The sequence below is a fragment of the Halocynthiibacter styelae genome (genome assembly GCF_016123485.1).
GTDB classification, from domain to species: domain Bacteria; phylum Pseudomonadota; class Alphaproteobacteria; order Rhodobacterales; family Rhodobacteraceae; genus Halocynthiibacter; species Halocynthiibacter styelae.
The window spans coordinates 82,252-106,275 of sequence record NZ_JADCKQ010000009.1 but is presented as its reverse complement, the minus strand read 5'-3'; the positions used below and the strand labels follow the sequence as shown (position 1 = coordinate 106,275).

The window sequence follows — 24,024 nt, the reverse complement described above, 5'->3', positions numbered from 1 at the left end:
GGCATAGGGGCAAAAGGGCGATGGTATATTTTATCCTGAAACGGATGTTTCAGTCCGTATTCGTGATGTTGGCCGTCGCCTTTCTGGCCTTTTCGCTGTTCCGGTTTGTCGGCGATCCGATCACCCAGATGACAGGGGTGGAAACCTCTGTCGCGGATCAGGAACGTCTGCGTGAAGAACTGGGGTTAAATGATCCTTTTGTCTATCAGTTCGCACGTTTCACCGGCGATATGCTGAAGGGTGATTTTGGCTTTTCCTATCGCACCCGCCAACCTGTGGCAGACATGATCTCCAGCCGCATTCCTGCAACCCTGGAATTGGGCGTGGTGGCGTTGATTATATCGCTTCTCGTTGGGGTGCCCGCCGGGGTTTACACAGCGCTGAAACCACGTGGTGTGCTGACCCAGGCCATTTTGATGACCACGCTTGTGGGTGTCTCAATCCCGACGTTTGTGATTGGCATTATGCTGATCTTTATTTTTGGTGTGCAGCTGGGCTGGCTGCCGACCTTTGGCCGGGGTGGCACGGTTCAGATCGGCGGCTGGGAAAGCTCGCTGTTTATGATTGATGGCTGGCGGGCACTGCTGCTGCCGGCAATCACCCTGGGTGTTTATCAGCTGACCCTGACCATGCGGCTGGTTCGCGCGGAAATGATGGAAGTCATGCGCACCGATTATATCCGTTTTGCCATGGCCCGTGGTGTCCCGATGCGACGCCTGCATTACAAACATGCGTTGGCAAATACCATGGTGCCGGTGATCACAATCATCGGGCTGCAATTTGGCGGGGTGATCGCCTTTTCCATCGTCACCGAAAGCGTGTTCCAGTGGCCCGGCATGGGCCTGTTGTTTCTTGAATCGATCCGCTTTGTCGATATCCCTGTGATGGGGGTGTATCTTGTTGTGATCGCGTTCTTTTTTGTTCTGGTGAACCTTATCGTTGATCTGCTCTATGTCGCCATTGATCCGCGTCTGCGCATAAAGGACGTGTCATGATCGCTTTCCTGAAAAAATACGAAGGCCTTTGGCTGTTTGTGCATTCCCCTGCGGCAATGATCGCGGCCCTTCTAGCGGCGTTGATCTTGCTGGGCGCTGTATTTGCACCCTGGATTGCGCTGGTGGACCCCTATGATCTGGCGTCCTTCAGCCTGTTTGACGGGTTGCTTCCCCCCGCATGGGAAGACGGCAGCAATCCCAAATACCTTTTGGGCACGGATGATCAGGGCCGTGATATGATTTCGTCGATCTTATATGGCGCACGCCTGTCGCTGGTCATCGGCTTGTCCGCCCTCACCATTGCCGCTGTTCTGGGTGTCGGCCTGGGCCTTGCTGCCGGATATTATGGCGGGCGTTTTGATGCCATCGTCATGCGGATCGCGGATGTGCAGCTGGCCTTGCCGGCGATCCTGACGGCCTTGCTGATTGACGGTATCGCACGCGGCATTCTGCCCACCGCCATTCAACAGGACCTGCGTGTTGCGGTGCTGACACTGGCCATTGCGTTGTCGCTTTGGGTGAACTTTGCCCGCACGGCGCGGGCGTCGACCTTTGTGCAGATGAACAAAGAATACGTGCAGGCCGCGATCATGATGGGGCAACATCCGCTGCGCGTGATGTTTGTGCATATCTTGCCCAATATTCTTGGGCCGCTTCTGGTGATTATGACGGTTGACCTTGCTTCGGCCATTCTGCTGGAGGCGACTTTGTCCTTCCTTGGCATTGGCCTGCCCGCCGACAGCCCCAGCCTTGGCACATTGATCCGGATTGGGATGCAGTTCCTGTTGTCCGGCGAATGGTGGATCCTGTGGATCCCGACCGTGTTCCTTGTGGTGCTGGTCGTGTCGATCAATATTCTTGGCGACTTCCTGCGTGATGTCTTTAACCCGAGGTTGCGCTAAATGCTGACGATCAAAGATCTTTCCGTTAAATTCCCGTCCCGTTTTGGCGATATCACCGCCATTGAAGACGTGGATATGGTGATTAAGCCCGGCGAAATCCACGGGCTTGTGGGCGAAAGCGGCGCAGGAAAATCCACCGTTGGTGCGGCGGTCATCGGGCTGTTGCAATCCCCGGGTTATGTGGCGAACGGCACCCTGACGCTGGGTGATACGGATCTGCGCACGCTCACCCCTGATCAGGCGCATGTCATGCGCGGTGATCGCATTTCTATGATTTTCCAGGATCCGCAAACCAGCCTGAATCCATTGATGACCATTGAGGATCAGCTGATCGAAACCATTCAGGCCCATTCCGATGTCAGCGTCAGCGCCGCCCGAAAACGTGCCGTGGACTTGCTGGAAGAGATCGGGATCAAAAACGCGGCCCAGCGGATCAAGGCCTATCCGCATCAGTTCTCTGGCGGGATGCGTCAACGGGTGGTGATTGCATTGGCCGTCAGTACCGACCCCGAGCTGATCATCGCGGATGAACCGACAACCGCGCTTGACGTGGCGGTGCAATCGCAGGTTCTTGACCTTATTCAACGCCTGGCGAAAGAACGCCAGATCGCATTCATGCTGATCACCCATGATATTGGTGTGATTGCCCAGGTCGCGGATCGTGTCACCGTCATGCGCAAAGGGCGCGTTATGGAAACGGGCGGCACCGCACAGGTTCTGGGCACGCCCAAACACCCCTATACCCAGGCCCTTATGGATGCCGTTCCCCCGCTGGATCGTAAGATTGATCGCTTTCAGGTGCCCGAAGCGGATGAAGCCAGCCGTGACGATGGCGACCTGGCAGAAAACTGGCTGCTTGAGGGGCAACAGCACGACCTGACAGGACTGTCCCTGCAGAACCTGACCGTGCGTTTTGCCGGACCCCGCACATCGCTGTTTCGCAAACCACCGCATTATGTTGCGCTGGATGATGTGACGCTGAATATCAAGCCTGGCTCTATTATGGGGCTGGTTGGGGAAAGTGGGTCCGGGAAATCCACGCTGGCAAAGGCGATTACCGGGTTGGTCACGCCGAATGCGGGCACAATGACACTGGGGGACACTGCACTGCCTTTTGGCAAATCCCGCAGCCGTCATCACCCGTCGCGCCAACTGGTTCAGATGGTGTTCCAGGACCCATATTCCAGTCTGAATTCCCGCCACCGGATCGGTGATATTCTGACGGAACCACTGCGGTTCTACGGCTTTGTCAAAGACGCAACCGAACGCGAAAATCTGGCAAGATCAATGCTGGCGCTGGTTGGGATGCAACCGGATGCGATCACCAAATATCCACATCAGTTCTCTGGTGGTCAGCGGCAACGCATCGCCGTGGCGCGCGCCCTGTTGGCACGTCCGCGCTTTTTGATTTGTGATGAACCCACCTCGGCCCTTGATGTCTCTATTCAGGCGGAAATTCTGAACCTTCTGAAAGATTTGCAAAGCAAGTTTGGCCTGACGATCCTTTTCATCAGCCACAACCTGGCCGTGGTGCGCCAGATGGCCGATGAAACGGCGGTTCTGCGACATGGCAAGATCGAAGAGATCGGTGAAACAGATGCAGTTTATACAGCCCCAACGGCCGCATACACGAAATCACTGTTGGAACTGACACCCGTTATGCCCACATCCTGGCAGGCCTGATCCAATGATGAAACTATACGGGTTCGACACGATCAATACGCTTAAGATCTTGATGTTACTTCTGGAAACCGACACAGATTTTGAATTCGTCCCGATCAATATCCGCGCCGGTGAACAACATGACCCCGCATTTCGCGCCATAAACCCGGCTGGCAAAGTGCCCGTGCTTTTTGATGGGCAACGGCACCAGGTTGAATCAAACTCAATCCTGCTAAACCTGGCCCGGACATCAGGTTGGGGGACGAGGGACGACCCGGAGCTGACCGCCTGGCTTTTCTATCAGGCATCCACACAGGGCCCGCATTTTGGTCAGGTGGAACACTGGACGCGCTTTGCAAAGACCCAAAACCCTGAGGCTTTGGAACGGCACCGCAACATCGCAAATGGCGTTGTCGAACATCTGAATACCCACTTAAGCGACAGGCAATTCATATGCGGCGACGCCTATAGCATTGCCGATATTGCACTGTTTCCCTGGCTGCACATCCACGATCATCTTGGCCTGTCGCTGCAAAAGGCAGAACATCTGACACGTTGGCTGGATCAGATCAGGGCCAGGCCCGTGACATCGCAAGCCCGCAGTTTCTTTGGCAGCCATTCAATTTTCTAATGCACCGCAGTCGTGTCAGGCCCGGCTTAGATGTGCGTTCCAGATCAGCCGTCTCGCATCGTCCCGGTTCTCATATTCGGCAATCGCGTCTTCTAAATCATCAGAAACAAGCGTGGCCTCACCCTTTGCATTCTGCGTGATCTGCATCGTGTACCAGGCGGTCACACCGCCTTCAGGCGGGTTTTTGAAGCGTGGAAACTGAATTTCGCCGCGCTGACCCGCCAACCAGAAGGACGGCAGTTCAGGATCAACAACCAGGGCACGCGCCAGCCCGACGATATCGGCGGTGCCATCGGTGATTGCACTTTTGGCCTGAGCGAGCGTTTTGAAACCACCCGTAACCATCAATGGAACGCCGGTCTTTGCACGGGCGCGTTTTGCGAAATCCAGAAAATAGGGACCAGATCCAGATCGATCAGAAGAGGACGCCGCACCCGGAAAATAGGTTCCGCCGCTGATGTCGATCAGGTCAATGCCTGCATTGTCCAGTGCCGCAACGACTTCAAGGGATTCATCTTCGGCAAATCCGCCTTCAAGCTGATCCGTCGCATTCAATTTGATGCCAACAGGATATGTTGGCCCGACGGCACTGCGCACGGCATCGGTCACTTCCTGCAACAACCGCATCCGGTTTTGCAAAGACCCGCCGTAGGCATCCGTGCGTTTGTTGAACAAGGGTGAAAGAAACTGGTTCAGCAGAAACCCATGTGCTGCGTGCAGTTCCACGCCCCCGAACCCAAGCTGTTTCGTAAGCCGCGCTGTATGGGCAAATTCGGCGGGCAACGCGTGTATCTCATCCAACGACAATGCGCCGCAGGTCAGGCCGGGCAGGTTTAGTGCACTTGGCCCCTTTGGCGTGCTGATACCAGCATCGGCCATGGCACCTGCATGCCCAAGCTGAAGCCACAGTTGGGCATTGTCCGTTGCGCCTGCTGTTGCAAGGCGTTCAAGCAGTTCCCGATCCGAGTGGCCGTTCAAAATGAGGTTTCCGGGTTTCTCTGCAAAATGGGGCGTGCCCTGGACCTCTCCGATGATTGACAACGCCAGACCACCCCTGGCCCACCGTTCGTAAAGACTGATCTGGTCCCTGGTCGGATTACCCGCACCATCGCCAAGAGAGTCAGACATTGCAGCTTTAGCAATCCGGTTCTTCAGTATTACGCCACATGGCAAAGTCAGGGGTTTGGCAAGAGGTGAGTTTGACGTTTCAGACATAAGGCAACCATTCTGTTTTTGACACGATACTTTAAGGCGGCCATTTGTGCAAAGCGGGCAAAGGGCATGTTTTCCGGATTGGGCCCGTTTATGGCGTAGAGATCAAAACGATCTGACGCTTATGGCGCAGAAAAATTAACTAAAAGCCGAAATAACCCAAGGCTTCTTTTGACCGGTGTCCTGCCCCTTGCTATGGTCGCACAGGTCCCGGTTGTGGGTGTTGATTTTGTGCCCCCTCTGCTGGTGCCGTGAAAAAACCACGATGATCTGATTTGCCTTCGGTTAATCAGAAATACAGGCAGTCCGGGGATAGGCGATGTCAGAAGAAACACCAAAGGGAAGCGGCGGGTCATTCGTCGGTGCTGCAGGGGCGGTTGTGCTGTTGCTGGCGGGATATTTTGGCTGGGGCGTGTATCAGAACGCCACGACACCCGAGGCTGATACAGCTGTTCAGCAGGTCTCTGACACAGAGGCGAATGAGGGTGTTCAGGCGGACGATGCGGTGGCGGATGTTGACGCCGATGCTGTTTCTGACACGGATGACGCGACTGACGTTGCTGCGGCGGCCAGCGCATCTGACAGTGACGCTGAAACTGCGGTCGTGGCAGAAAGCGGCGCAGGTCCGGTCGCGGATGGCGAAGAGGAAACCGAAACGGCCAATGCCGCGGATGAAAGCGAGACGTCTGAAGGTGAAGACTCCCTTGAAACCGCCGCGGCCGCTGACACGGATGAGATCACCAACGCGATTGTTCCGGTGTTTGATGTTGTGCGTATTGATCCCGACGGCAACGCGCTTGTCGCCGGGAATGCAGAAACCGGCAGGCTAGAGGTGCTGATTGAAGGAGATGTGATTGCTGAAACCACGGTGAATGCCGGCGGCGAATTTGCGGCGCTGTTCATGGTTGAACCCTCAGATCTGCCCCGGGTGATGACCCTGCGGGGGACCAGAGAAGACGGTCAGGTGGTTCTGTCAGAACAATCTGTTATTGTTGAACCTTTCGCTTTGCCTGTTGTGGTTGCAGAGGTGGCAGCTGAAGAACCGGCTGTGGATGAAAGCACTGTTGCGCAGGAAACGTCGGCAGAGGTTGCGGATGAAGAAACCGTGGCCGCCGCCGTGTCTGAGGCGGATGAGGCCGCTGAAGCCGACACCGTGACAAGTGCAGCAGCGACTGGTACGGCAGAAACCGTGGAAGCCCGGACCGTGATTGCAGATGAAGACGGCATTCGCGTTCTGCCCACGGCTGTTGCGCCATCTGCTGTGCGCATCGATACGATTTCCTATGGCAGCGCCGGTGAAGTTCTGATTGCCGGGCAGGGCACCCGGGCGGATGAAACTGTACGGATTTATGTGAACAATGAAGCATTGGTCACGGCAGATATTTCAGATGTATTCACATGGGAAGCTGTGCTTCCGGATGTGGAAAGCGGCCTTTATGTCTTGCGTGCGGATCAGATCGGGGCAGATGGTGCCGTGACCTCCCGGGCGCAAATCCCGTTCCAGCGTGAGGCTGTAGAAGCCGTGCTGGCGGCGCAGCTTGGTGCCGGAAGCCCGGTTGTGGAAGATGTGGTGACAGAAGGTAACGCAGCTTCGGAAGCCCCGGAAGCTGACGCGGGGGCTGATGAAAGTGAACTGACCGTTGCGGCGGTGGAAGCTTCGGAAAGCGTGGTGACCAATCATGTGAACCAGGGCGAGACAAGCGATCAGAACGGCGCGGCAGAAACCGTGACAGAAATTACCAGCGACGATGTGATTGCTGTTGCTTCAGCTGTAGCGACGGAAGAGGCGGCCCCAGTTGCTGTGACAGAACCCGTGGCAAGCACGGGTGATGCAACGTCGCCAGCGGTCCAGGCAGAACCCACCCCTGCGCGTCCGCAAATTGTGACGGTGCAGCCGGGCTTTACCCTTTGGGGGATTGCGTCAGAAACCTATGGCGATGGCTTCCTCTATGTGCAGCTGTTTGAAGCCAATAAAGATCAGATCCGGGATCCTGATCTGATCTATCCAGGGCAGATTTTTGAGCTGCCGGAATAAGGCTGAGGTGCGGGTGGGGGCCAACCCCCACACCCCCGGGATATTTACAGAACAAAAATGAAAACGCCGCCGGGGAAACCTGGCGGTGTTTTTGTGAGACGCGTGATCTGTGCGGGAAATATATCATCTTTTTTTGATATGTGTGTCTTTGCACGGGGGAAACTCTGGTCATTTCCGGGCAGGCGCATTAGATATGACCTCCGGAATACAGCAACCCATCGGCAGCGAAAGAACTGACATGCGCAATATGACAGCAGGGGGCGAACTGCCCACATCTGAAAACCTTTCCGGGGGCTGGGCGACGATCCGCCGGGTTGCGCCGTATCTCTGGCCTGAAGGGCAGGGCTGGGTGAAACGCCGGGTGGTTCTGGCGATGATCATGCTGCTTTTGTCTAAGGTCATCGCCGTGGGCACACCGTTTCTTTATAAGGCTGCGGTGGATTCTCTGGCGGCAGAAGATGGCAGCGCGGCCTGGCTTCTGGCCATGGGGGCGATTGGTCTGACGGTGGCATATGGTGGGGCACGGCTGCTGAACATCGGGTTCCAGCAGCTGCGCGATGTGATTTTTGCCCGTGTCGGCCAACGCGCGCTGCGGATGCTGGCCCTGCGTACCTTTGAACATATTCACAAGCTGTCTATGCGTTATCACATCACCCGGAAAACCGGTGGTCTGTCCCGGATTGTGGAACGGGGCGTAAAGGGCGTGGAATTCCTGCTACGCTTCCTGCTGTTTTCCATCGGTCCCCTGGTGCTGGAACTGCTGTTTATCGCGCTGATCCTCTGGGCGGTGTTTGATGTCTGGTATCTGGTTGTCGTTGTGGGCACCATTGCAGTTTATATCTGGTTCACCTTCAAGGTGACGGAATGGCGCGTGAAAATCCGCAAACAGATGAATGACCAGGACACAGACGCCAACCAAAAGGCGATCGACAGTCTGCTGAACTTTGAAACCGTGAAATATTTTGGCGCAGAGGCGCGCGAAGCACGGCGCTATGACAAAGCCATGGAAGGCTATGAGGTTGCGGCCCTGAAAACCGCCTATTCCCTGGCGTTCCTGAACTTTGGTCAGGCTTTCCTGATCACAGGCGGCCTTGTGGCCGTCATGGTGATGGCGGCGATTGGTGTGGAAAATGGCGATCTGACAGTGGGTGATTTTGTCATGGTCAACGCCTATATGATCCAGATCACCATGCCGCTGAATTTCCTGGGCACGGTCTACCGTGAAATCCGTCAGGCACTGGTGGATATGGGCGAAATGTTTGGTCTGCTGGAACAGCCAGCGGAAGTGAACGATAAAGACAATGCCGCTGATCTGCAGGTGAAAGGCGGCGAGATCCGTTTTGAGAACATTCACTTCGGCTATTATCATGAGCGCCCCATTCTGAACGGGCTTGATCTCAGCGTGCCAGCCGGCGGGTCTCTGGCGATTGTCGGGCCATCTGGTGCCGGTAAATCCACCATAGGTCGGCTGCTGTTCCGGTTTTATGATGTGAACAGTGGTGCCCTGAAAATTGACGGTCAGGATGTGCGTGATATCACACAGCAAAGCCTGCATGATGCGATTGGTGTCGTGCCGCAGGATACGGTTCTGTTCAATGACACCGTGGGATACAACATTGCCTACGGCCGCGACGATGCCACACATGCCGATGTGATCGAAGCTGCCAAAGCCGCAAAGATCCATGATTTCATCATGGGTCTGCCAGAAGGCTATGACACCCAGGTCGGCGAACGCGGTCTGAAACTGTCCGGTGGTGAAAAGCAGCGCGTGGGCATTGCCCGGACGCTTCTGAAAAACCCGCCGATCCTGTTGCTGGATGAAGCGACATCAGCGCTTGATACCGAGACCGAAAGTTCCATTCAGGCCAGCCTGTCTGAAATGGGACAGGGGCGCACGGTGTTGACGATTGCGCACCGTTTGTCAACTGTGGCGGATGCGGATGAGATCATCGTTCTGGAAGGTGGTCAGGTGTCAGAACGCGGGACACATGATGAATTGTTGGCCCTCAAAGGCCGCTATTCCAGCATGTGGGATCGTCAGCGTGCGGAAGAAGAAGTGGCGTAACTGACGGTGACGTGATTTGCCAATTGATCTGTGAGCGGGCTTTCTGCGGGCAATGAAACCTATGGAATATATCCCATGAAACACTTTGCCCTGACATTAGGAGTGAGCCTGCTCATGACAACTGCATCTTTCGCTGAAAACCTGGTCACACGCAGCAGCGCCTATTCCGTGACTGAGACCGTAGATCGCCTGGCCGCTGCGGTGGAAAACGCCGGCGCAAAAGTATTTGCCCGGGTGGACCATGCTGCGGGGGCGGCGTCTGTCGGCACAGATCTGCGCCCGACAGAAATGCTGATGTTCGGCAACCCCGCCCTGGGCACGCCCGCGATGCAACTGTCGCAATCCGCGGGTCTTGATCTGCCTTTGCGGGTGGTTGTTTATGAGGATGCCGAAGGTCAGGTGACCATGGCCTGGCATGCGCCATCAGAATTTTCCACGGTGCATGGGCTGCCGGAAGATGCAGAGGTTCTGACCCGTATGACCGGGGCATTGAACAAGCTGACGGCCGCCGCCGCCGGTGAGTGATTGCGATTTTCTGAACGGAAGCTGACAAAAGAAAAGGCCGGGGATTTCCCCGGCCTTTGTTTACTCTGCGGCTTTGATGTCTTTGCCTGGTTTCTCGGGCTTTTCATCGGGTGTTTCTGCTTCAACATCGTCCTGCGCCGCCTGTTTCATATAGACGGGCAGATCTTCGTCCTCAGTTGAGGTTTCTGTTTCCACCTCTGGCACATTCCACAGGATCTCTGGCGCTTTGATCTTCCGCGCAGCACGACCCAGGGCAATGTCACGGGCGGTCTGGCTTTTCGGCCCCATGGACATGGCTTTCAGGCCAGAGAATGACCGGTAAGCCCCAACAGAAATCCAGACACGCAGCGCCAGCAGAGATGGGGTCAGCACAAGTGTCAGAACCGTTGCAATCCCAAGGCCAAAGACCACAGCTGTCGCCAGTTGTTTCCACCACAGCGCTGTCGGGCTGTCGATAGAATAACCGCCGTTGATGAAATCAAGGTTCAGCCCAAGCATCATAGGTGTCAGGCCAGCCATTGTTGTCAGCGTGGTTAACAGAACCGGGCGGATCCGGGCCTGGGCTGTGCGGGAAATCGCCTCAAGCCGGGGCATGAAGCGGGCGTATTCCTGATAGGTATCAATAAGAACAATGTTGTTGTTCACCACAATCCCCGCCAGAGCCACAATACCAGTGCCGGTCATAATGATAGAGAACGTCTGTCCCATCACCAGCATCCCGATCAGCACACCTGTGGTGGACAGAACCACCGCCAGAAGCACAAGAACCGAATTATAGACAGAGTTGAACTGCGCCAGTAGAATGATGAACATCAGGCCAAGCGCACCACTGAAGGCCTGGGCCAGGAAGGCCCCGCTTTCTTCCTGATCATCCTGATCGCCGGTCCACTCCCAGGTCACACCGGTTGGCAGAACATCACCGCTTTCCAGCCATTTCGTGACCTCAGCAATCCGTTCATTGGCGGTGATCGGCGTGGTCTTGGCATCGCCCTGATCCAGCAGATCAATCACAGCAGCCGCAGACTGGCCCTCATTAAACCAGGTGAAGGCAAAACTGCCGGCATCACTGTCCACGCGACGGGTGCCAGCCGGGGCTTCTGCCCCGTCTTCCAGCGCCCATGCGATGGCTTGGATGACCTCAACCGTTTCGCCCTCAACCTCGTCTTCCGTGGTGAATTTCACCAGACCATCATCCACCGCAGCTTTGATATCCAGGTTGCGTTGCTGGTTGTCGCGGTCAATCTGCGCAAGCGCTGCAACCGGACGGCGCGAGATGAAGTTTGACAAAGGCACAAGCCCATCAGCCGTGCGGACCTTCAGCGTATCCAGTGTAGATAGCAGGCGATCCTGTTCCGGCAGGCGCACGCGGATCTCGATTTCTTCATCGGATGAATCAACCCGCATCGTGTCCAGCAGAATACCCCGTGTCACAAGCTGCACCATGCCGCCCACAGTCGCCACATCGGCGCCGTAACGACCAGCACGCGCCACGTCGACTTCGATTTCCCAGTCGATACCGGGCAGGGGCAGCGTGTCTTCAACCGCTGTCAGGCCGATTGTGCCATCAAACTGTGCCCGCGCGGTTTCCGCCGCCAGACGCAGGGCCTCCGGATCATCGCTTTTCAGACGCAGATGCACAGGTTTCGCTGAGGCCGGGCCCTGGGCAAGGTTCAGAATTTCAGTCTGAAGCCCCGGCAGTTCCGCCAGACGTTCTTTCAGACGGTCAATGACGTAATCGCCGTCATATTCCGGCACAATGCCAGTGGCCGGGTAGGGGATGAAACCAAAGAGGAATTCCATCGTGGTTTCTGTCGGGCGTTCGTCCCATGGGATTAGTTCGATCTGCACCTGACCAATACTGTCACGTGGGGGCTGTGCGCCGCCGGTGTTATTGTTCAGGCCACCCTGGCCTGCGAAGGCAAAGGAACTTTGGATGCCGGGAACAGAAAGAACCACTTCTTCGACCCGGCGTACCGCATCATCTTTTTCCTCAAGCGACAGGTTGCCGCGCTGTTTGACATAAACAATCGCCTGTTCCGGTTCGCTTTCCACAAAGAATTCAACGCCGTTATTGTTCGCACCGAAATAGGTGAAGGTGGACATCACGAAGAAACCGGAAACCCCCAGCACCACCAGCGGCATCACCGGGTTGCCGGAAATGAAACTGATCATGCGGCCAAAGTAATTGCGGCGGAAGCCTGCCTGAATACGCTTTTCACGCGGCTCGGGCAGGGCGGCAGCCATGGTGACAGAGGTCGCCATGCCCCCCACTGCAAAGACACCAAGCGCCAGAAGCGTGCCAAAGAACTGCCCGGAATTCAGCATGGCTTTCAGGCCGGAATAGATCAGGAAGACCGACGGCAGAACCAGTGCAATCCGAATGCCGATATGCAGCGGACGCAGGGTGTCGGCCATGTGACCAAAGCTGCGGCTCATACGGCCGGCAACGCCGCCCATCACCGGCAGATAGATCAGTGCGACAACCAGAGAGGCTGAGAGAACAAAGATCAGCGTCACCGGCAGCATGCCCATGAATTGCCCGGGCACACCAGGCCAGAACAACATTGGCAGGAAGGCACAAAGCGTGGTCGCGGTTGATGAAATGATCGGCCAGAACATGCGTTTCGCCGCTTCGACATAGGCGTGCATCGGGCCAATGCCGTCTTTGATGCGGCGGTCGGCATATTCCACAACCACAATCGCACCGTCCACAAGCATCCCCACCGCAAGGATCAGACCAAACATCACAATGTTGGAAACGGTGATCCCCATGAGGGCCAGCAGCACGAAACACAGCAGGAACGACGTGGGGATCGCAAAGCCCACAAGCAGGGCAGACCGCACGCCAAGCGCGCCGAGAATAACGATCATCACCAGCGCAATCGCGGTCAGAACCGATCCTTCCAGCTGGCTGACCATGGATCCGACTGTGCGGCTCTGGTCATTGGAAAAACCAACCTCAACCGCAGCCTTCAGCTCTGCTGGCCAATTGGCGATTTCCGCCTCAATGGTTTCACGGACCAGGGCTGACGTGTCGATGATGTTAAAGCCTTTGCGTTTCACCACCTGCAACGCCACGGTGTTTTCGCCGTTAAAACGGGCGGTGCCGATGCGGTCTTCAAAGGTCAGGTTGATTTCCGCCAGATCACCAAGCGTGACCACCCGTTCGCCATTGGTTTTAACCGGCAGATTGTAAACATCCTGCGGTTCATCAAAGCTGGACGGGATCTTCAGGGAAAATGTGCCCGAGGGGCTGTCAATTTCGCCCGCAGCGATCAGCTGATTGTTCTGTTGGACAACCTGGATCAGTTCAGGGGCAGTGACGTTATAGGCCTCAAGTTTCAGAGGATCGATCAGAACCTCAAGCATTTCATCGCGCTGGCCGGCAATCCCTGCTTCCAGAACCGGTTCAAGCCCTTCAACCGCGTCCTGCAAGTCCTTCACAACACGCAACAAAGTGCGTTCCGGCACGTTGCCGGTGAGGTTGACAATCAGGATCGGAAATTCAGAGAAGTTGATTTCATTAATGGTGTAGGTTTCGGCACCTGCGGGGAATTCTGCTTCCACCCGGCCCATGCGATCGCGCACATCGGCGATGATCTTGGTCTTGTCCCAGCCAAATTCAAATTCCAGCGCCACACCGGCGTAGCCTTCGGCTGCGGTGCCGGACATGTCTTTCAGGCCATCCAGATCAGACAGTTCCGTTTCCATCGGCTGAACTAGCAGCTTTTCCGCATCTTCCGCAGAAATCCCGGGGAAGGGCACGGATACGAAAAGCGCCGGAATATCAATATCCGGTTCGCCTTCTTTCGGCAGGGAAACATAAGCCATTGACCCGGCTGTCAGGGACAGCACGATAAAGGCCAGGACCATTCGGGCATGTTCTGCTGCCCAATCGATGATACGGGTCATTGGTTGTTCTCCGCGAAATGCACTTCAACCTTTTCGCCATTGCCAACATATTCCTGACCTTCGGTGATCACGATGACCTCGTCAGGCAAACCGGACAGCCAGACACCTTCCGGCGTGTCACGGATGTAGTCCACAGGGGCAAAGTTCGCGATGTCACCTTCACCGACAATACGCACACCCAGGGTGCCGTCATTGGACAGAGTCAGGGCGGAGCCGGGCAGAAGATGGGCATCAGACCCGCTGGAGGCAATCAGGATCTCAGCGGTCTGACCGTCAAGGATAGAGAAATCAGGGTTCGGAATTTCGATTTCCACGCGAAAGGTGCGGGTCTGCGGGTCAGAAGAACGGGACAGGAAGGTGACAGCACCGCTGACTTCATGACCAGACGTCAGCCGTGCACCTGCCAGGGCACCAACGGTGATGTCAGAGACCTGGGTTTCCGGCACAAAGCCCACCAGTTTCACAGGGTCCAGCTGAATGACCGTGGCGCAAGGCGTACCTGGTTGCATCAAAGCCCCCAGTTCGGCTGTGTCACTTTCCAGCAGACCGGCAAAAGGCGCGCGGATGCTCAGACGTTCGATTTCCTTTTCAGCGGCGGCAACACCCGCCTCAGCAGCCTGCACACCGGCCAGGGCCGCTTCCTGGGCTGCGCGCGCGGTTGCGACGCGGGTTTCTGAGGCATACCCGCCTTCGCCCAGGCGTTCGGCGGCGTTAATATCAATGCGTGCGGCAACTTCATTTGCCTGGGCTTCTGAGACACGGGCACGGGCTTCGGCGACGGCGCTTGGGCGTGTGCCGGGATCAAGTTCACAAAGCAACTGACCGGCCTCGACAAATGCGCCTTTGCGGATGGGTTCAGAAACCACACGGCTGGATGTTTCCGACGACACAACAACCTGACGTGAAGCTTCGGTTTCGCCGCGCAGCAGCAGGGCATTTTCAACGGAACGGGCCTGGGATTTCACCGCAACCACAGCCACAAGCTGTTCGGGCAGGGCGATCCCTTCGCCTTCAGGGTTCTCCTCTGCCGCCGCACCGGAAGCCCAGGCGCGCAGGCTGTCGCGTTCAAGTACAAGGGCATAAAGAAACACAACGACCAGTGTTGCTGTCAGCAGAGAAAAAAATCTCATCTTAACCTTCCGGGCGCGTCGCGCCTCTTCGCATGACCAGCCCGTCGGCCGGCGTTTCCATTCCTGTCACCGGAACAATAGTGAAATCCGGGATATAAATCTTGCTGTTTCAGAAAATATGGCGTTTTGCTGCAGGCGTTCTGAACAGTTTAGTTTATTTAGGCAGTTTCAGACTGTCTGGCAAGGTTTCTGTCAGTGTTCGGTTTCGCGTAAGACCGTAGCCGGACTGTGTAAATATGCAGAATTGCGGGCGGGAAGCCGCCTGTGGCAGCCAGCCGATCCCTCAGACCTGGTATCAACCCTTGGCAAAGCTGCGCCAGACGCGCTAAGAGGGAAGAAAATTATATGTGGGGAATGATGTCAGGCGGTGACAGATCCCCCGCGCAAAATTATGGGAGCAGCTCTGTGAGCAATACAGACAGTTTCATTGAAGAAGTCACCGAAGAGGTGCGCCAGGAACAGCTTTGGACGATGGTCCGGCGTTATGGCTGGATCGCGGGTGTCGCGGTCATTGCCATTGTTGGTGGCGCAACCTGGAATGAAATCCGGAAATCTCAGATGGAAACCGCGGCTCAGGCTGCAGGGGACGGGATTATTCTGGCGCTTGAAACCGAAGATCCCCAGACACGGATCCAGGCTCTTTCCGAAGCCCGCGCTGCGGCAACCTCTGAAAGTGGTGCTGCAAATGTTCTGGGGTTCTATGAGGCGGCTGAGGCTGCCGATGCCGGGGATACGGCCCGCGCTGCCACGCTGTATGCGGAAGTTGCGGCAGACAGTTCACTGGCGCAGGTTTATCGCGATCTTGCTGTTCTCAAAGGCGCCTCTCTTGCGGGTATTGATGCGGTCGAAGCCCGCACATCGCTTGAAAGCATTGCGGCACCGGGGGCGGCCTTCCGTCTTCTGGCAGAAGAACAGCTGGCGTCTCTTGATCTTGCTGCGGGTGAAACCGACGCTGCGATTGAACGTCTGCAAAACATCGCCGTTGATTCAGAGATCACCTCTGCACAGCGCGTGCGTGTTCTGCAATTGCTTGAGGCGCTTGGCGGCAGCCTTGAGACGACATAATCTGATGACGTGAATCTCTGCTCTGCGGGTTGCAGGGCAGAAGGCCGCAGGGCTGCGGCATATTTCAGGCAAAGGGGCCAGATCGTGACAGATAAAGGTCAGACCGTGAAAAACAGTTCAAACAACGCGCCTCTGCGCAGCAATATGCCTTTCCGGGCCTCAGTTATGGCGCTTATGGCGGCCGGTATCCTGGTGGCGGCCTGTTCAAAGCGGGAAGTGATCCTGCCGGGTGAACGCCATGATCTGCGCGCACCTGCGAATGTCAGTCAGGAATTTGAAGCGGGGGATGCCGAAGCAGAAATCCGTGTAACCCGCGAAGAACTGGAACGCTCTGGCGACCGGGTGCTGCGTGAAAACCGTGCCGTGGGCTTTAACGCGCCTGCGCAGGTCAATCATGCAAGCTGGACCCACCGCAACGGATCGGCCAGCCACCGCGTACAGCACCCGGCGTTCAACGGCACACCTGAACTGATCTGGTCCGCTGATATCGGGGCAGGCAACAGCCGCCGCTATCAGATCACCGCTGATCCAGTGGTGGCGGATGGCCGTATCTTTACGCTGGACAGCCGCACACAGCTTGTGGCGACATCTGCCAGTGGTGAACGCCTCTGGTCAAAAGACGTGACGCCGGGCTTTGACAACAATGACGCGGCCAGCGGTGGCGGGCTTGCGATTGATGGCGGCACCCTGTTTGTCACAACAGGTTTTGGCACGCTTGTCGCGGTTGAGGCCGCAACCGGTGATGAACTCTGGACGCAGCGTCTGGAAGGGGCTGCAACCGGGGTGCCAACGGTTTACGGCGATCTCGTTTATGTGGTGTCCCGTGACGGCAAAGCCTGGGCGATTGATAAGACCGATGGTCGTGTGCAATGGAACATCCCGGGCATCCCGTCTGAAAGCGGTATCTCGGGCGGGGCAGGCCCGGCTGTGAACAACAATATCGCAGTCTTCCCCTATGCCTCTGGCGATCTGAACGCGACCTTCCCACGTGGCGGTGTGCGTCTCTGGGCGGCCAGCCTTGCGGGGCAACGTCGCGGGCGTGTCTATGCGGAAGTGGTTGATATCACAGGCGATCCGGTGATTTCCGGCGATCGTATCTATGTAGGTTCTTCTGCCGGCCGGATCGCTGCCCTGGAAGCGACCAGCGGCGAACGCATCTGGACTGCAACCGATGGTGCGATGAACCCGGTCTGGGCGTCTGGCAATGCAGTATTTGCCGTGTCTGATCAGGCGGAACTTCTGCGTCTGGACGCCGCTACGGGTGAACGTATCTGGGGGGCTTTCCTGCCGTATTTTGAGGCCCGTAAAGTGCGCCGCCGCGAAAGCGTTTACCCGCATTTCGGCCCGATCCTTGCCGGTGGGCAGGTCATGGTGGCTTCTGGTGACGGCATGTTGCGGGCGTTTTCGCCCGAAGACGGCAGCCTGATCTCTGAAACGCCGCTGCCGGGTGGGGCCGCAAGCTCCATGGCGGTTGTCGGTGGCACGCTTTATGTGGTCAACGCCAAAGGCCAGTTGCTGGCATACCGGTAACACGCCGCCCGCTGACGGGCGCGTTTCGATTTTTGCAGAGGGGGCGAAATACCACGCCCCCTTTCGCTTTTTGCATATATGGTGTATCGGGGCGGCTTATCCGTCCGGGGAAATGAATCATGACACTTACCGTCGCCATTGTTGGCCGTCCGAATGTGGGGAAATCCACCCTGTTTAACCGCCTTGTCGGGCAGAAGCTGGCGCTTGTTGATGACCAGCCGGGCGTGACCCGTGACCTGCGCGAAGGCGAGGCCCGCCTGGGGGATCTGCGGTTCACCGTGATCGACACCGCCGGTCTGGAAGACGCGACAGATGACAGCCTTCAGGGCCGGATGCGCCGCCTGACGGAACGCGCGGCTGAAATGGCAGACATCTGTCTGTTCATGATCGACGCACGTGACGGTGTTCTGGCGACGGATGAACTGTTCGCAGATATCCTGCGCAAAAACGCCAAACATGTGATCCTGGCCGCGAATAAATCCGAAGGCAAAGCCGGCGAAGAAGGCTGGCTTGAAGCCTATTCGCTTGGTCTTGGTGAACCGCTGCGCCTGTCCGGCGAACATGGCGAAGGCATGGAAGATCTGTACCAGGTTCTGATGCCGCTGGCTGATGCCTATGAAGCCAAAGAACAAGAAGAAATGCCCGACGTTGACGTCGAGCTGACCGATGAAGAAGCTGACGCCGAAGTCGAAGGCAAAAGCCGCGATTTCACAACGGGCCGCCCGCTGCAGATCGCTGTTGTTGGTCGCCCGAACGCTGGTAAATCCACGCTTATCAACCAGGTTCTGGGCGAAGAGCGCCTGCTGACGGGCCCCGAAGCGGGCATCACCCGTGATGCGATCTCCCTGCGGTTTGACTGGGGCGACACACCTGTGCGGATGTTTGACACCGCTGGTATGCGCAAAAAAGCCAAAGTGCAGGAAAAGCTTGAAAAACTGTCCGTTGCCGATGGTCTGCGCGCGGTAAAATTTGCCGAAGTCGTGGTGGTTCTGCTGGATGCGGCGATCCCGTTTGAACAACAGGATCTGCGCATAGCCGACCTTGCGGAACGCGAAGGTCGCGCCGTGGTGATCGCGGTGAACAAATGGGATATTGAGGACGAAAAACAGCAAAAGCTGAAAGACCTCAAAGAATCTTTTGCCCGTCTGCTGCCGCAGCTGAAAGGCGCGCCATTGATCACGATTTCCGCGAAAACCGGCCGTGGTATGGAACGTCTGCGCGAAGCTGTGCTGCGCGTGCATGACATCTGGAACCGCCGGATTTCCACCGCGAAACTGAACCGCTGGCTCATGGACATGCTCGAGGCGCACCCGCCCCCCGCACCATCTGGCCGTCGCATTAAACTGCGTTACATGACACAGGTGCGTACACGCCCGCCTGGCTTTGTTATCATGTGTTCGCTGCCCGAAAAGCTGCCCGAAAGCTATACACGCTATCTGGTGAACGGGTTGCGGGTGGATTTCGACATGCCCGGCATTCCGATCCGTCTCTGGATGCGCAGTCAGGACAACCCGTATAAAGACCGCACAAAATCAACACCTTCGCGTCTGCGTAAACACCTGGGTAAAAAGCCCCACGGCAGCTGATCATGCGCAATCCTGTTCGTCGGAACCGTAAGATCGGAACCAGGGCCGCAGGCCACGGGCAGGACAATACGATGCGTATCCCTGAGCCGCGTCAGTGCGGCCAGGTCTGGCATCTTGCGCATGAAAACCTGGGACAGGTGACTGTGGTCCATCATGCTCTGGCGGGACAAGAGATCGCGCTGATCATAGAAGAGACCCGCCCGGGATTTTCTTTTGGCAATTCGCCCGATGCGGTCCTTGCACCACTTACCAGATTGGCTGAGGCTGGTTTTGTTCTCCCGGATCTGTTGGTCTTTCGTCAGCCCACGAACAAACAAACTTCGCAGTTTCCGGTTTGGGGCCGGATGCAGTTCCACGCAGAGTTTTCAGTTGCAGGGCATTCGGGACCGAAAGGGTCTGCGCTTATGCTGGAAGCACAACGCACAGGCACAGAGCTTTCCTGGCCCCGCAAGCTGACACTGATGGATCAGGAAGAGCTTGCCCGTCTCAGGCTGGATGGGCATCAGATCACGGAAGATCGACGTGGATACAAGATTTCGCTGACCGAAACAGGTGTCGGCAACACGCTGTTTCGCCGCACACTTTTACACGAATTTGGCCATTGGGTGGACTATCTGCGTCTGAAGGGACAGGACGATCATGGGGATGCTTATTTCAGACGTCCCTCGGTCGAACGTGAAGCTTTTGCCCATAAATTTGCCAGTGAATGGCAGTGCCTGTGTGACTTGTATGGAATGAACGCCTCTCTGACTGACAGTTTTCCCAAACCGGGGCATTTATAATGGATCAGATCTTTTTCAGCCTGTTACGCAGTGCCTGAATAAGGTCCCGCAATCCCGGTGGGGGTGTTTTGCCGTGTTGGTGCAGGGCGTAAACCGGACTTTGTGAGATCGGCACCAGCCGTGTCAGACGGGGATCGGTCTGCGTCAGAATATCCGGCAGCAAGCCCACAGCACTGCCCTGTGCGATGAACCCCTGCAAACCATGCACAGTATTGCAGCGAAAGCGGGGATGGGCGGTCAGAATGTCACCGTTTTCCAGCGGATAGCGCAAGGGGCTACCCTGCCAGTCATTTGCCGCATGGGGCCAGGTTTCCAGCGCCCGAAGATCACCGGGAACACCGCCCATTTTCTGAACCAAGGCGTCCGCCGCCCAGAGGCTTTCATTCAGCGTTCCGATCCGTGTGATCTGTGCCGATTGCGGGGCAGGGGCGCCAACACGGATGGCCAGATCAATCTGGTGGTCCACTAGGTTCAGCGCGGCGTCATCGGCAATCACACGAATATCTGTTTCGCTGATCTGTGAAAGCAGCGGGATCAGCAGGGGCTGACACAGCGCATGCGGCGCGGTCACTGTCAGCGAGGCGCTTTTATCCGTCAGATCCGAGACAACCGCGTCAATTTCCTGCTGGGCCTCACGCATCTTCCGGCACATGGGCAGCAGGCGCATCCCGGCCTCTGTCAGCGACAGTGAACGTGTTGTACGGAACAACAGCTTCGCCCCAATCGCATCTTCCAGCCGCTTCAACGCCTGGCTGACTGCCGATTTGGTCAACCCGTTGCGCGCCGCCGCCTCAGTGAGGCTCCGGGTTTCAGTGATCGTCAGAAAGATCAGAAGGTCATTTGGGTTCAGTTTCATTGTGTAATTGTATTAAACTATTATTTCACACAATCAACCTTGTTTCAGACCGGGCGGCAGGCGACATATCCCTTAAGAAACAAAAGGAATGTGACGATGACCACAGCGATTGAAACTGCAGCACTGACGAAACTGGCTGAATGGAAAACAGCTTTTAACAGCGGCAATGGCGCGGGTTGCGCCGCCTGTTATGAAGAAGATGCGGTCATGACAGCCGCCCCGTTTGGAACCTTCCGGGGTCGGGCCGAAATTCAGGCGTTCTGGGATGATCTTGTGTCCAAAGGTTTCGCCGAGGTGGCTTATACCGATGCGAAAGTTGAAGTTCTGAACGAGAACGAAGCCGTGATTTCCGCCTCCTGGACCATGAACAACGCCCACGGCATCATCACCCGTGAACTCTGGGTGATGCAGCCGGACGGCCAGGCCCTGCTGCGCGAAGATAACTTCGAAGCCCAGGGCTGATCCATCCGCCGTTCCGACCCTTGCTATTTGCCCCGAAACCCTGTTGGGTCAGGCAAAAGATGGGGTCGGGATGGAATTTGATGCGCTGTTTAATGACGTCACAGGGATGCTCGCTCAGGGTTTCCCGGGGGCAGCGGATTTCTTTGATCAAAGGCGCGATACCTATGGTTTTGTGCCAGCACACCCAGAAGAACCACCCCGTGGCGTGGACCTCGCCGCCTGTATCCCGCTTGCCAATGATCTGACCCGTCCCCTGGTCACACAAATCGCCCATCTGGTTGATCGCCTGCATTGGCAGCAGACCTATACCGAGGCTGACGGATTTTCCCGCGATTTCCTGAACAAATACGCCTGGTTGAACCTGATTTCGCCGGAAGGCATGTTTAGTTCAGACAGTGCCCGCGTGACCATCGGATATTGGGGGCAGGGGCTTTTCTATCCCGAACATTCCCATGCCCCGGAGGAAATCTATTGCGTTCTTGCCGGCAGCGCGATCTTCCATTCTGAAGGTCATCCCCCACGCCTTGCCGGCCCCGGCGACACGATCCACCACACCCCACACCAGAAACATGCCCTCGACATGACGCCCGGCCCACTTCTGGCGCTGATCCCCTGGCGTGGGGACGGGTTGGTGGCGAAATCTGATTTGAAATAAAACAATAATCACAACGGATAATTGTCCATGGCTGAAATGCACGCGCTCCTTCAACATCCGGCATGTCGCGAAATAAACAGCTGGAAACGCCCCATGACCGCGTTGATTGAGCCCATCAATCAGGCTTTACTTGAAGTCACGGTTTCAGAGGGCCTCGTGGATGAGGATCGAACAACATTGGGTGGGATTTCCGGTGTTCAGATGATTGAGATAAAGCCCGAAAGCCCGACCGTCAAATTCAGTTTTCTGGATTTTGTGACCTATGCGGTGACCGCTGAGATGTATGCAACCGACAGCGCGAGTGAAACCTATGAAGGGGGCTGGGTCAGCGTTGTGACACAATCTCATCTGCTCGCATTTGTCGGTAATGCAAACTGGGCAACCTCGGATTTCCCCGGCCCTTTGCACCATTATCAAATCAGAACGTCAGATCATAGAATTGATGTGGTGACTGCAATCCCCCCCCAGGTTGATGGCTAAAGGGATTGCAGGCGTAGCCTGCCCGGCCCAACGGTTTTTGTTCGTCAGAACTAAAACGGGCGGGAGCATTTCGCCCTCCGCCCGTCTGAAACCTCTCAAAAAGTGCTGACCCTTAAACCAGAACACCTTCGGCGCTGATCATGGTCTTGCCGCCGATGAACGGACGCAGGGCTTCGGGCAGCCGCACAGATCCATCCTCCTGCTGACCATTTTCCAGAACCGCAATCAGGCAGCGCCCGACAGCCACGCCAGATCCGTTCAGTGTGTGCACAAATTCTGGCTTGCCACCTTCCGCAGGCTTAAACCGCGCATTCATACGACGCGCCTGGTAGTCACCCGCAACGGAACAGGACGAAATCTCGCGATAGGTATCCTGACCAGGCAGCCAGGCTTCGATATCATGGGTCTTGCGCATGCCAGCCCCCAGATCACCGGTACAGAGAACAACCGTGCGGTACGGGATCTCAAGCCGTTCCAGCACAGCTTCCGCACAGCGTGTCATGCGGTCATGCTCGCTCATGGATTTGTCAGGATGCGTCACAGACACCATCTCGACCTTTTCAAACTGGTGCTGACGCAGCATACCCGCGGTGTCACGGCCCGCAGAACCGGCCTCAGACCGGAAACACTGCGTATGCGCACAATACCGGCGCGGCAGGTAATCTTCAGCCAGGGTTTCGCCATTCACGATATTGGTCAGCGTCACCTCAGACGTCGGGATCAACCACATGCCTTCCGTGGTTTTATAGCTGTCCTCGCCAAACTTCGGCAGCTGGCCGGTGCCATACATCATTTCTTCGCGCACCAGAACCGGGGTCCAGGTCTCACGCAGACCATGTTCCTCTGTATGCAGCTCCAGCATGAACTGCGCTAAGGCCCGGTGCAGACGGGCCACCGCACCAGACATCACGGCAAAACGCGCACCAGACAGTTTCGCACCGGTTTCAAAATCAAGCCCCTCCTGCACGCAGGCCAGCTCATAGTGTTCCTTCGGCTTAAACGCGAATTCCTTTGGCGTGCCCCAGCGGCGGATCTCGACGTTATCATCTTCGTCGTCCCCATCCGGCGCATCGTCATGCGGGGTGTTTGGCGTGGCCATCAGCAGATCGTAAAGCGTCTTATCCTCAAGCTTCGCCTCATCATTCAGCGCCGCAACTTCAGCCTTCTTTGCAGAGACAAGCGCGCGCAGACGTTCAAATTCCGCCTCATCGCCTTTGGCCTTGGCAGCCCCCACCAATTTAGAGGCTTTGTTCTGCTCTGCCTGGGCTTCTTCCGCCGCCTGGATCTTTGCGCGGCGTGCAGTGTCAATCGCCAGAACCTGAGATGACACACCAGAGAGCCCCCGGCGCGCCATGGCCGCATCAAAAGCTTCGGGATTTTCGCGGATCAACCGGATGTCATGCATCTGTCAGGTTCCTGATTAAAGTGAATCGTTATGGGAGTGTTATAGCGATTTTTACGCGGGGGGAAACGGGCCGTTTATATGTGCGTCGAAGCCCCGCCCGGCGTGCCCGGGCAGCGCCCGACCCTCCCCACGGG

At 56.7% G+C, this 24,024-nt stretch carries 19 protein-coding genes; 14 read left to right on the top strand and 5 right to left on the bottom strand.

Going from position 1 to position 24,024, the window contains the following annotated elements; all coding sequences use genetic code 11:
* Positions 1–20 precede the first annotated feature (20 nt).
* The 4 genes from H1D41_RS12590 to H1D41_RS12575 are packed head-to-tail and all read left to right on the top strand — an operon-like array spanning position 21 to position 4,190.
* Complete coding sequence (locus H1D41_RS12590; protein ID WP_228849238.1) at positions 21–995, top strand: ABC transporter permease; 975 nt, start codon at positions 21–23, stop codon at positions 993–995.
* Positions 992–1,897 carry an ABC transporter permease gene (locus H1D41_RS12585; RefSeq protein ID WP_228849237.1) on the top strand — a complete coding sequence of 302 codons (906 nt, stop codon included), beginning with the start codon at positions 992–994 and terminating at the stop codon, positions 1,895–1,897. Before H1D41_RS12590 ends, H1D41_RS12585 begins: the two co-directional genes overlap by 4 nt.
* Complete coding sequence (locus tag H1D41_RS12580) at positions 1,898–3,580, top strand: dipeptide ABC transporter ATP-binding protein (RefSeq protein WP_228849236.1); 1,683 nt, start codon at positions 1,898–1,900, stop codon at positions 3,578–3,580.
* A gap of 4 nt (positions 3,581–3,584) precedes the next feature.
* The gene (locus H1D41_RS12575) at positions 3,585–4,190 is read left to right on the top strand and encodes a glutathione S-transferase family protein (protein WP_228849235.1); all 606 of its coding nucleotides are present in this window, start codon (positions 3,585–3,587) and stop codon (positions 4,188–4,190) included.
* Positions 4,191–4,205: 15 nt separating this feature from the next.
* On the opposite strand, the gene H1D41_RS12570 is transcribed toward H1D41_RS12575, so the two are convergent.
* Positions 4,206–5,405, bottom strand: a complete 1,200-nt coding sequence (locus H1D41_RS12570) for an NADH:flavin oxidoreductase/NADH oxidase family protein (RefSeq protein WP_228849234.1) — start codon at positions 5,403–5,405, stop codon at positions 4,206–4,208.
* A gap of 316 nt (positions 5,406–5,721) precedes the next feature.
* On the opposite strand from H1D41_RS12570, the gene H1D41_RS12565 reads away from it, so the two are divergent.
* The 3 genes from H1D41_RS12565 to H1D41_RS12555 all read left to right on the top strand — a co-directional run bounded on the left by H1D41_RS12565 (position 5,722) and on the right by H1D41_RS12555 (position 10,027).
* A complete protein-coding gene (locus H1D41_RS12565) occupies positions 5,722–7,437 on the top strand; it encodes a LysM peptidoglycan-binding domain-containing protein (protein WP_228849233.1) in 1,716 nt (571 codons plus the stop codon).
* A 247-nt stretch (positions 7,438–7,684) separates the two neighbouring features.
* Positions 7,685–9,502 (top strand): ABCB family ABC transporter ATP-binding protein/permease, encoded by a 1,818-nt coding sequence (locus tag H1D41_RS12560; RefSeq protein ID WP_228849297.1) that lies wholly within the window; start codon positions 7,685–7,687, stop codon positions 9,500–9,502.
* A gap of 114 nt (positions 9,503–9,616) precedes the next feature.
* Positions 9,617–10,027 carry a DUF302 domain-containing protein gene (locus tag H1D41_RS12555; RefSeq protein WP_228849232.1) on the top strand — a complete coding sequence of 137 codons (411 nt, stop codon included), beginning with the start codon at positions 9,617–9,619 and terminating at the stop codon, positions 10,025–10,027.
* Positions 10,028–10,087: 60 nt separating this feature from the next.
* On the opposite strand, the gene H1D41_RS12550 is transcribed toward H1D41_RS12555, so the two are convergent.
* Both H1D41_RS12550 and H1D41_RS12545 read right to left on the bottom strand, forming a co-directional pair.
* Positions 10,088–13,939 carry an efflux RND transporter permease subunit gene (locus H1D41_RS12550; protein WP_228849231.1) on the bottom strand — a complete coding sequence of 1,284 codons (3,852 nt, stop codon included), beginning with the start codon at positions 13,937–13,939 and terminating at the stop codon, positions 10,088–10,090.
* Positions 13,936–15,069, bottom strand: coding sequence for an efflux RND transporter periplasmic adaptor subunit (locus tag H1D41_RS12545; RefSeq protein ID WP_228849230.1), 1,134 nt, complete (start codon positions 15,067–15,069; stop codon positions 13,936–13,938). The genes H1D41_RS12550 and H1D41_RS12545 overlap by 4 nt, the downstream gene beginning before the upstream one ends.
* Positions 15,070–15,474: 405 nt before the next feature.
* Here H1D41_RS12545 and H1D41_RS12540 point away from each other — a divergent pair, with 405 nt between their 5' ends.
* From H1D41_RS12540 to H1D41_RS12525, 4 genes are all read left to right on the top strand, one after another.
* Complete coding sequence (locus H1D41_RS12540; protein WP_107498618.1) at positions 15,475–16,134, top strand: hypothetical protein; 660 nt, start codon at positions 15,475–15,477, stop codon at positions 16,132–16,134.
* Between the two features lie 84 nt (positions 16,135–16,218).
* Positions 16,219–17,664 (top strand): PQQ-like beta-propeller repeat protein, encoded by a 1,446-nt coding sequence (locus H1D41_RS12535; protein ID WP_228849229.1) that lies wholly within the window; start codon positions 16,219–16,221, stop codon positions 17,662–17,664.
* 119 nt (positions 17,665–17,783) lie between these two features.
* Complete coding sequence (gene der, locus H1D41_RS12530) at positions 17,784–19,250, top strand: ribosome biogenesis GTPase Der (protein ID WP_228849228.1); 1,467 nt, start codon at positions 17,784–17,786, stop codon at positions 19,248–19,250.
* 71 nt (positions 19,251–19,321) lie between these two features.
* Positions 19,322–20,032: a hypothetical protein gene (locus tag H1D41_RS12525; protein ID WP_228849227.1), complete on the top strand. Its 711-nt coding sequence runs from the start codon at positions 19,322–19,324 to the stop codon at positions 20,030–20,032.
* A 4-nt stretch (positions 20,033–20,036) separates the two neighbouring features.
* On the opposite strand, the gene H1D41_RS12520 is transcribed toward H1D41_RS12525, so the two are convergent.
* Positions 20,037–20,888, bottom strand: coding sequence for a LysR family transcriptional regulator (locus H1D41_RS12520; RefSeq protein ID WP_228849226.1), 852 nt, complete (start codon positions 20,886–20,888; stop codon positions 20,037–20,039).
* A gap of 96 nt (positions 20,889–20,984) precedes the next feature.
* Here H1D41_RS12520 and H1D41_RS12515 point away from each other — a divergent pair, with 96 nt between their 5' ends.
* The 3 genes from H1D41_RS12515 (at position 20,985) to H1D41_RS12505 (ending at position 22,485) form a co-directional block, all read left to right on the top strand.
* Complete coding sequence (locus H1D41_RS12515; protein WP_228849225.1) at positions 20,985–21,350, top strand: YybH family protein; 366 nt, start codon at positions 20,985–20,987, stop codon at positions 21,348–21,350.
* 70 nt (positions 21,351–21,420) lie between these two features.
* Positions 21,421–22,005, top strand: a complete 585-nt coding sequence (locus H1D41_RS12510) for a dimethylsulfonioproprionate lyase family protein (RefSeq protein ID WP_228849224.1) — start codon at positions 21,421–21,423, stop codon at positions 22,003–22,005.
* A 93-nt stretch (positions 22,006–22,098) separates the two neighbouring features.
* Positions 22,099–22,485 (top strand): hypothetical protein, encoded by a 387-nt coding sequence (locus tag H1D41_RS12505; RefSeq protein WP_228849223.1) that lies wholly within the window; start codon positions 22,099–22,101, stop codon positions 22,483–22,485.
* A gap of 112 nt (positions 22,486–22,597) precedes the next feature.
* Here H1D41_RS12505 and serS read toward each other — a convergent pair whose 3' ends face one another.
* Positions 22,598–23,890 (bottom strand): serine--tRNA ligase, encoded by a 1,293-nt coding sequence (gene serS / locus H1D41_RS12500; RefSeq protein WP_228849222.1) that lies wholly within the window; start codon positions 23,888–23,890, stop codon positions 22,598–22,600.
* Between the last annotated feature and the right edge of the window lie 134 nt (positions 23,891–24,024).

Bases quoted from the DNA above. Each gene is read 5' to 3' on its own strand.
- H1D41_RS12510 (WP_228849224.1), top strand. From the start codon at position 21,421: ATGGAATTTGATGCGCTGTTTAATGACGTCACAGGGATGCTCGCTCAG.
- H1D41_RS12545 (WP_228849230.1), bottom strand. From the start codon at position 15,069: ATGAGATTTTTTTCTCTGCTGACAGCAACACTGGTCGTTGTGTTTCTT.
- der (WP_228849228.1), top strand. From the start codon at position 17,784: ATGACACTTACCGTCGCCATTGTTGGCCGTCCGAATGTGGGGAAATCC.
- H1D41_RS12580 (WP_228849236.1), top strand. From the start codon at position 1,898: ATGCTGACGATCAAAGATCTTTCCGTTAAATTCCCGTCCCGTTTTGGC.
- H1D41_RS12525 (WP_228849227.1), top strand. From the start codon at position 19,322: ATGCGTATCCCTGAGCCGCGTCAGTGCGGCCAGGTCTGGCATCTTGCG.
- H1D41_RS12590 (WP_228849238.1), top strand. From the start codon at position 21: ATGGTATATTTTATCCTGAAACGGATGTTTCAGTCCGTATTCGTGATG.
- H1D41_RS12505 (WP_228849223.1), top strand. From the start codon at position 22,099: ATGACCGCGTTGATTGAGCCCATCAATCAGGCTTTACTTGAAGTCACG.
- H1D41_RS12575 (WP_228849235.1), top strand. From the start codon at position 3,585: ATGATGAAACTATACGGGTTCGACACGATCAATACGCTTAAGATCTTG.
- H1D41_RS12520 (WP_228849226.1), bottom strand. From the start codon at position 20,888: ATGAAACTGAACCCAAATGACCTTCTGATCTTTCTGACGATCACTGAA.
- H1D41_RS12565 (WP_228849233.1), top strand. From the start codon at position 5,722: ATGTCAGAAGAAACACCAAAGGGAAGCGGCGGGTCATTCGTCGGTGCT.
- H1D41_RS12570 (WP_228849234.1), bottom strand. From the start codon at position 5,405: ATGTCTGAAACGTCAAACTCACCTCTTGCCAAACCCCTGACTTTGCCA.
- H1D41_RS12515 (WP_228849225.1), top strand. From the start codon at position 20,985: ATGACCACAGCGATTGAAACTGCAGCACTGACGAAACTGGCTGAATGG.
- H1D41_RS12550 (WP_228849231.1), bottom strand. From the start codon at position 13,939: ATGACCCGTATCATCGATTGGGCAGCAGAACATGCCCGAATGGTCCTG.
- H1D41_RS12555 (WP_228849232.1), top strand. From the start codon at position 9,617: ATGACAACTGCATCTTTCGCTGAAAACCTGGTCACACGCAGCAGCGCC.
- serS (WP_228849222.1), bottom strand. From the start codon at position 23,890: ATGCATGACATCCGGTTGATCCGCGAAAATCCCGAAGCTTTTGATGCG.
- H1D41_RS12560 (WP_228849297.1), top strand. From the start codon at position 7,685: ATGACAGCAGGGGGCGAACTGCCCACATCTGAAAACCTTTCCGGGGGC.
- H1D41_RS12585 (WP_228849237.1), top strand. From the start codon at position 992: ATGATCGCTTTCCTGAAAAAATACGAAGGCCTTTGGCTGTTTGTGCAT.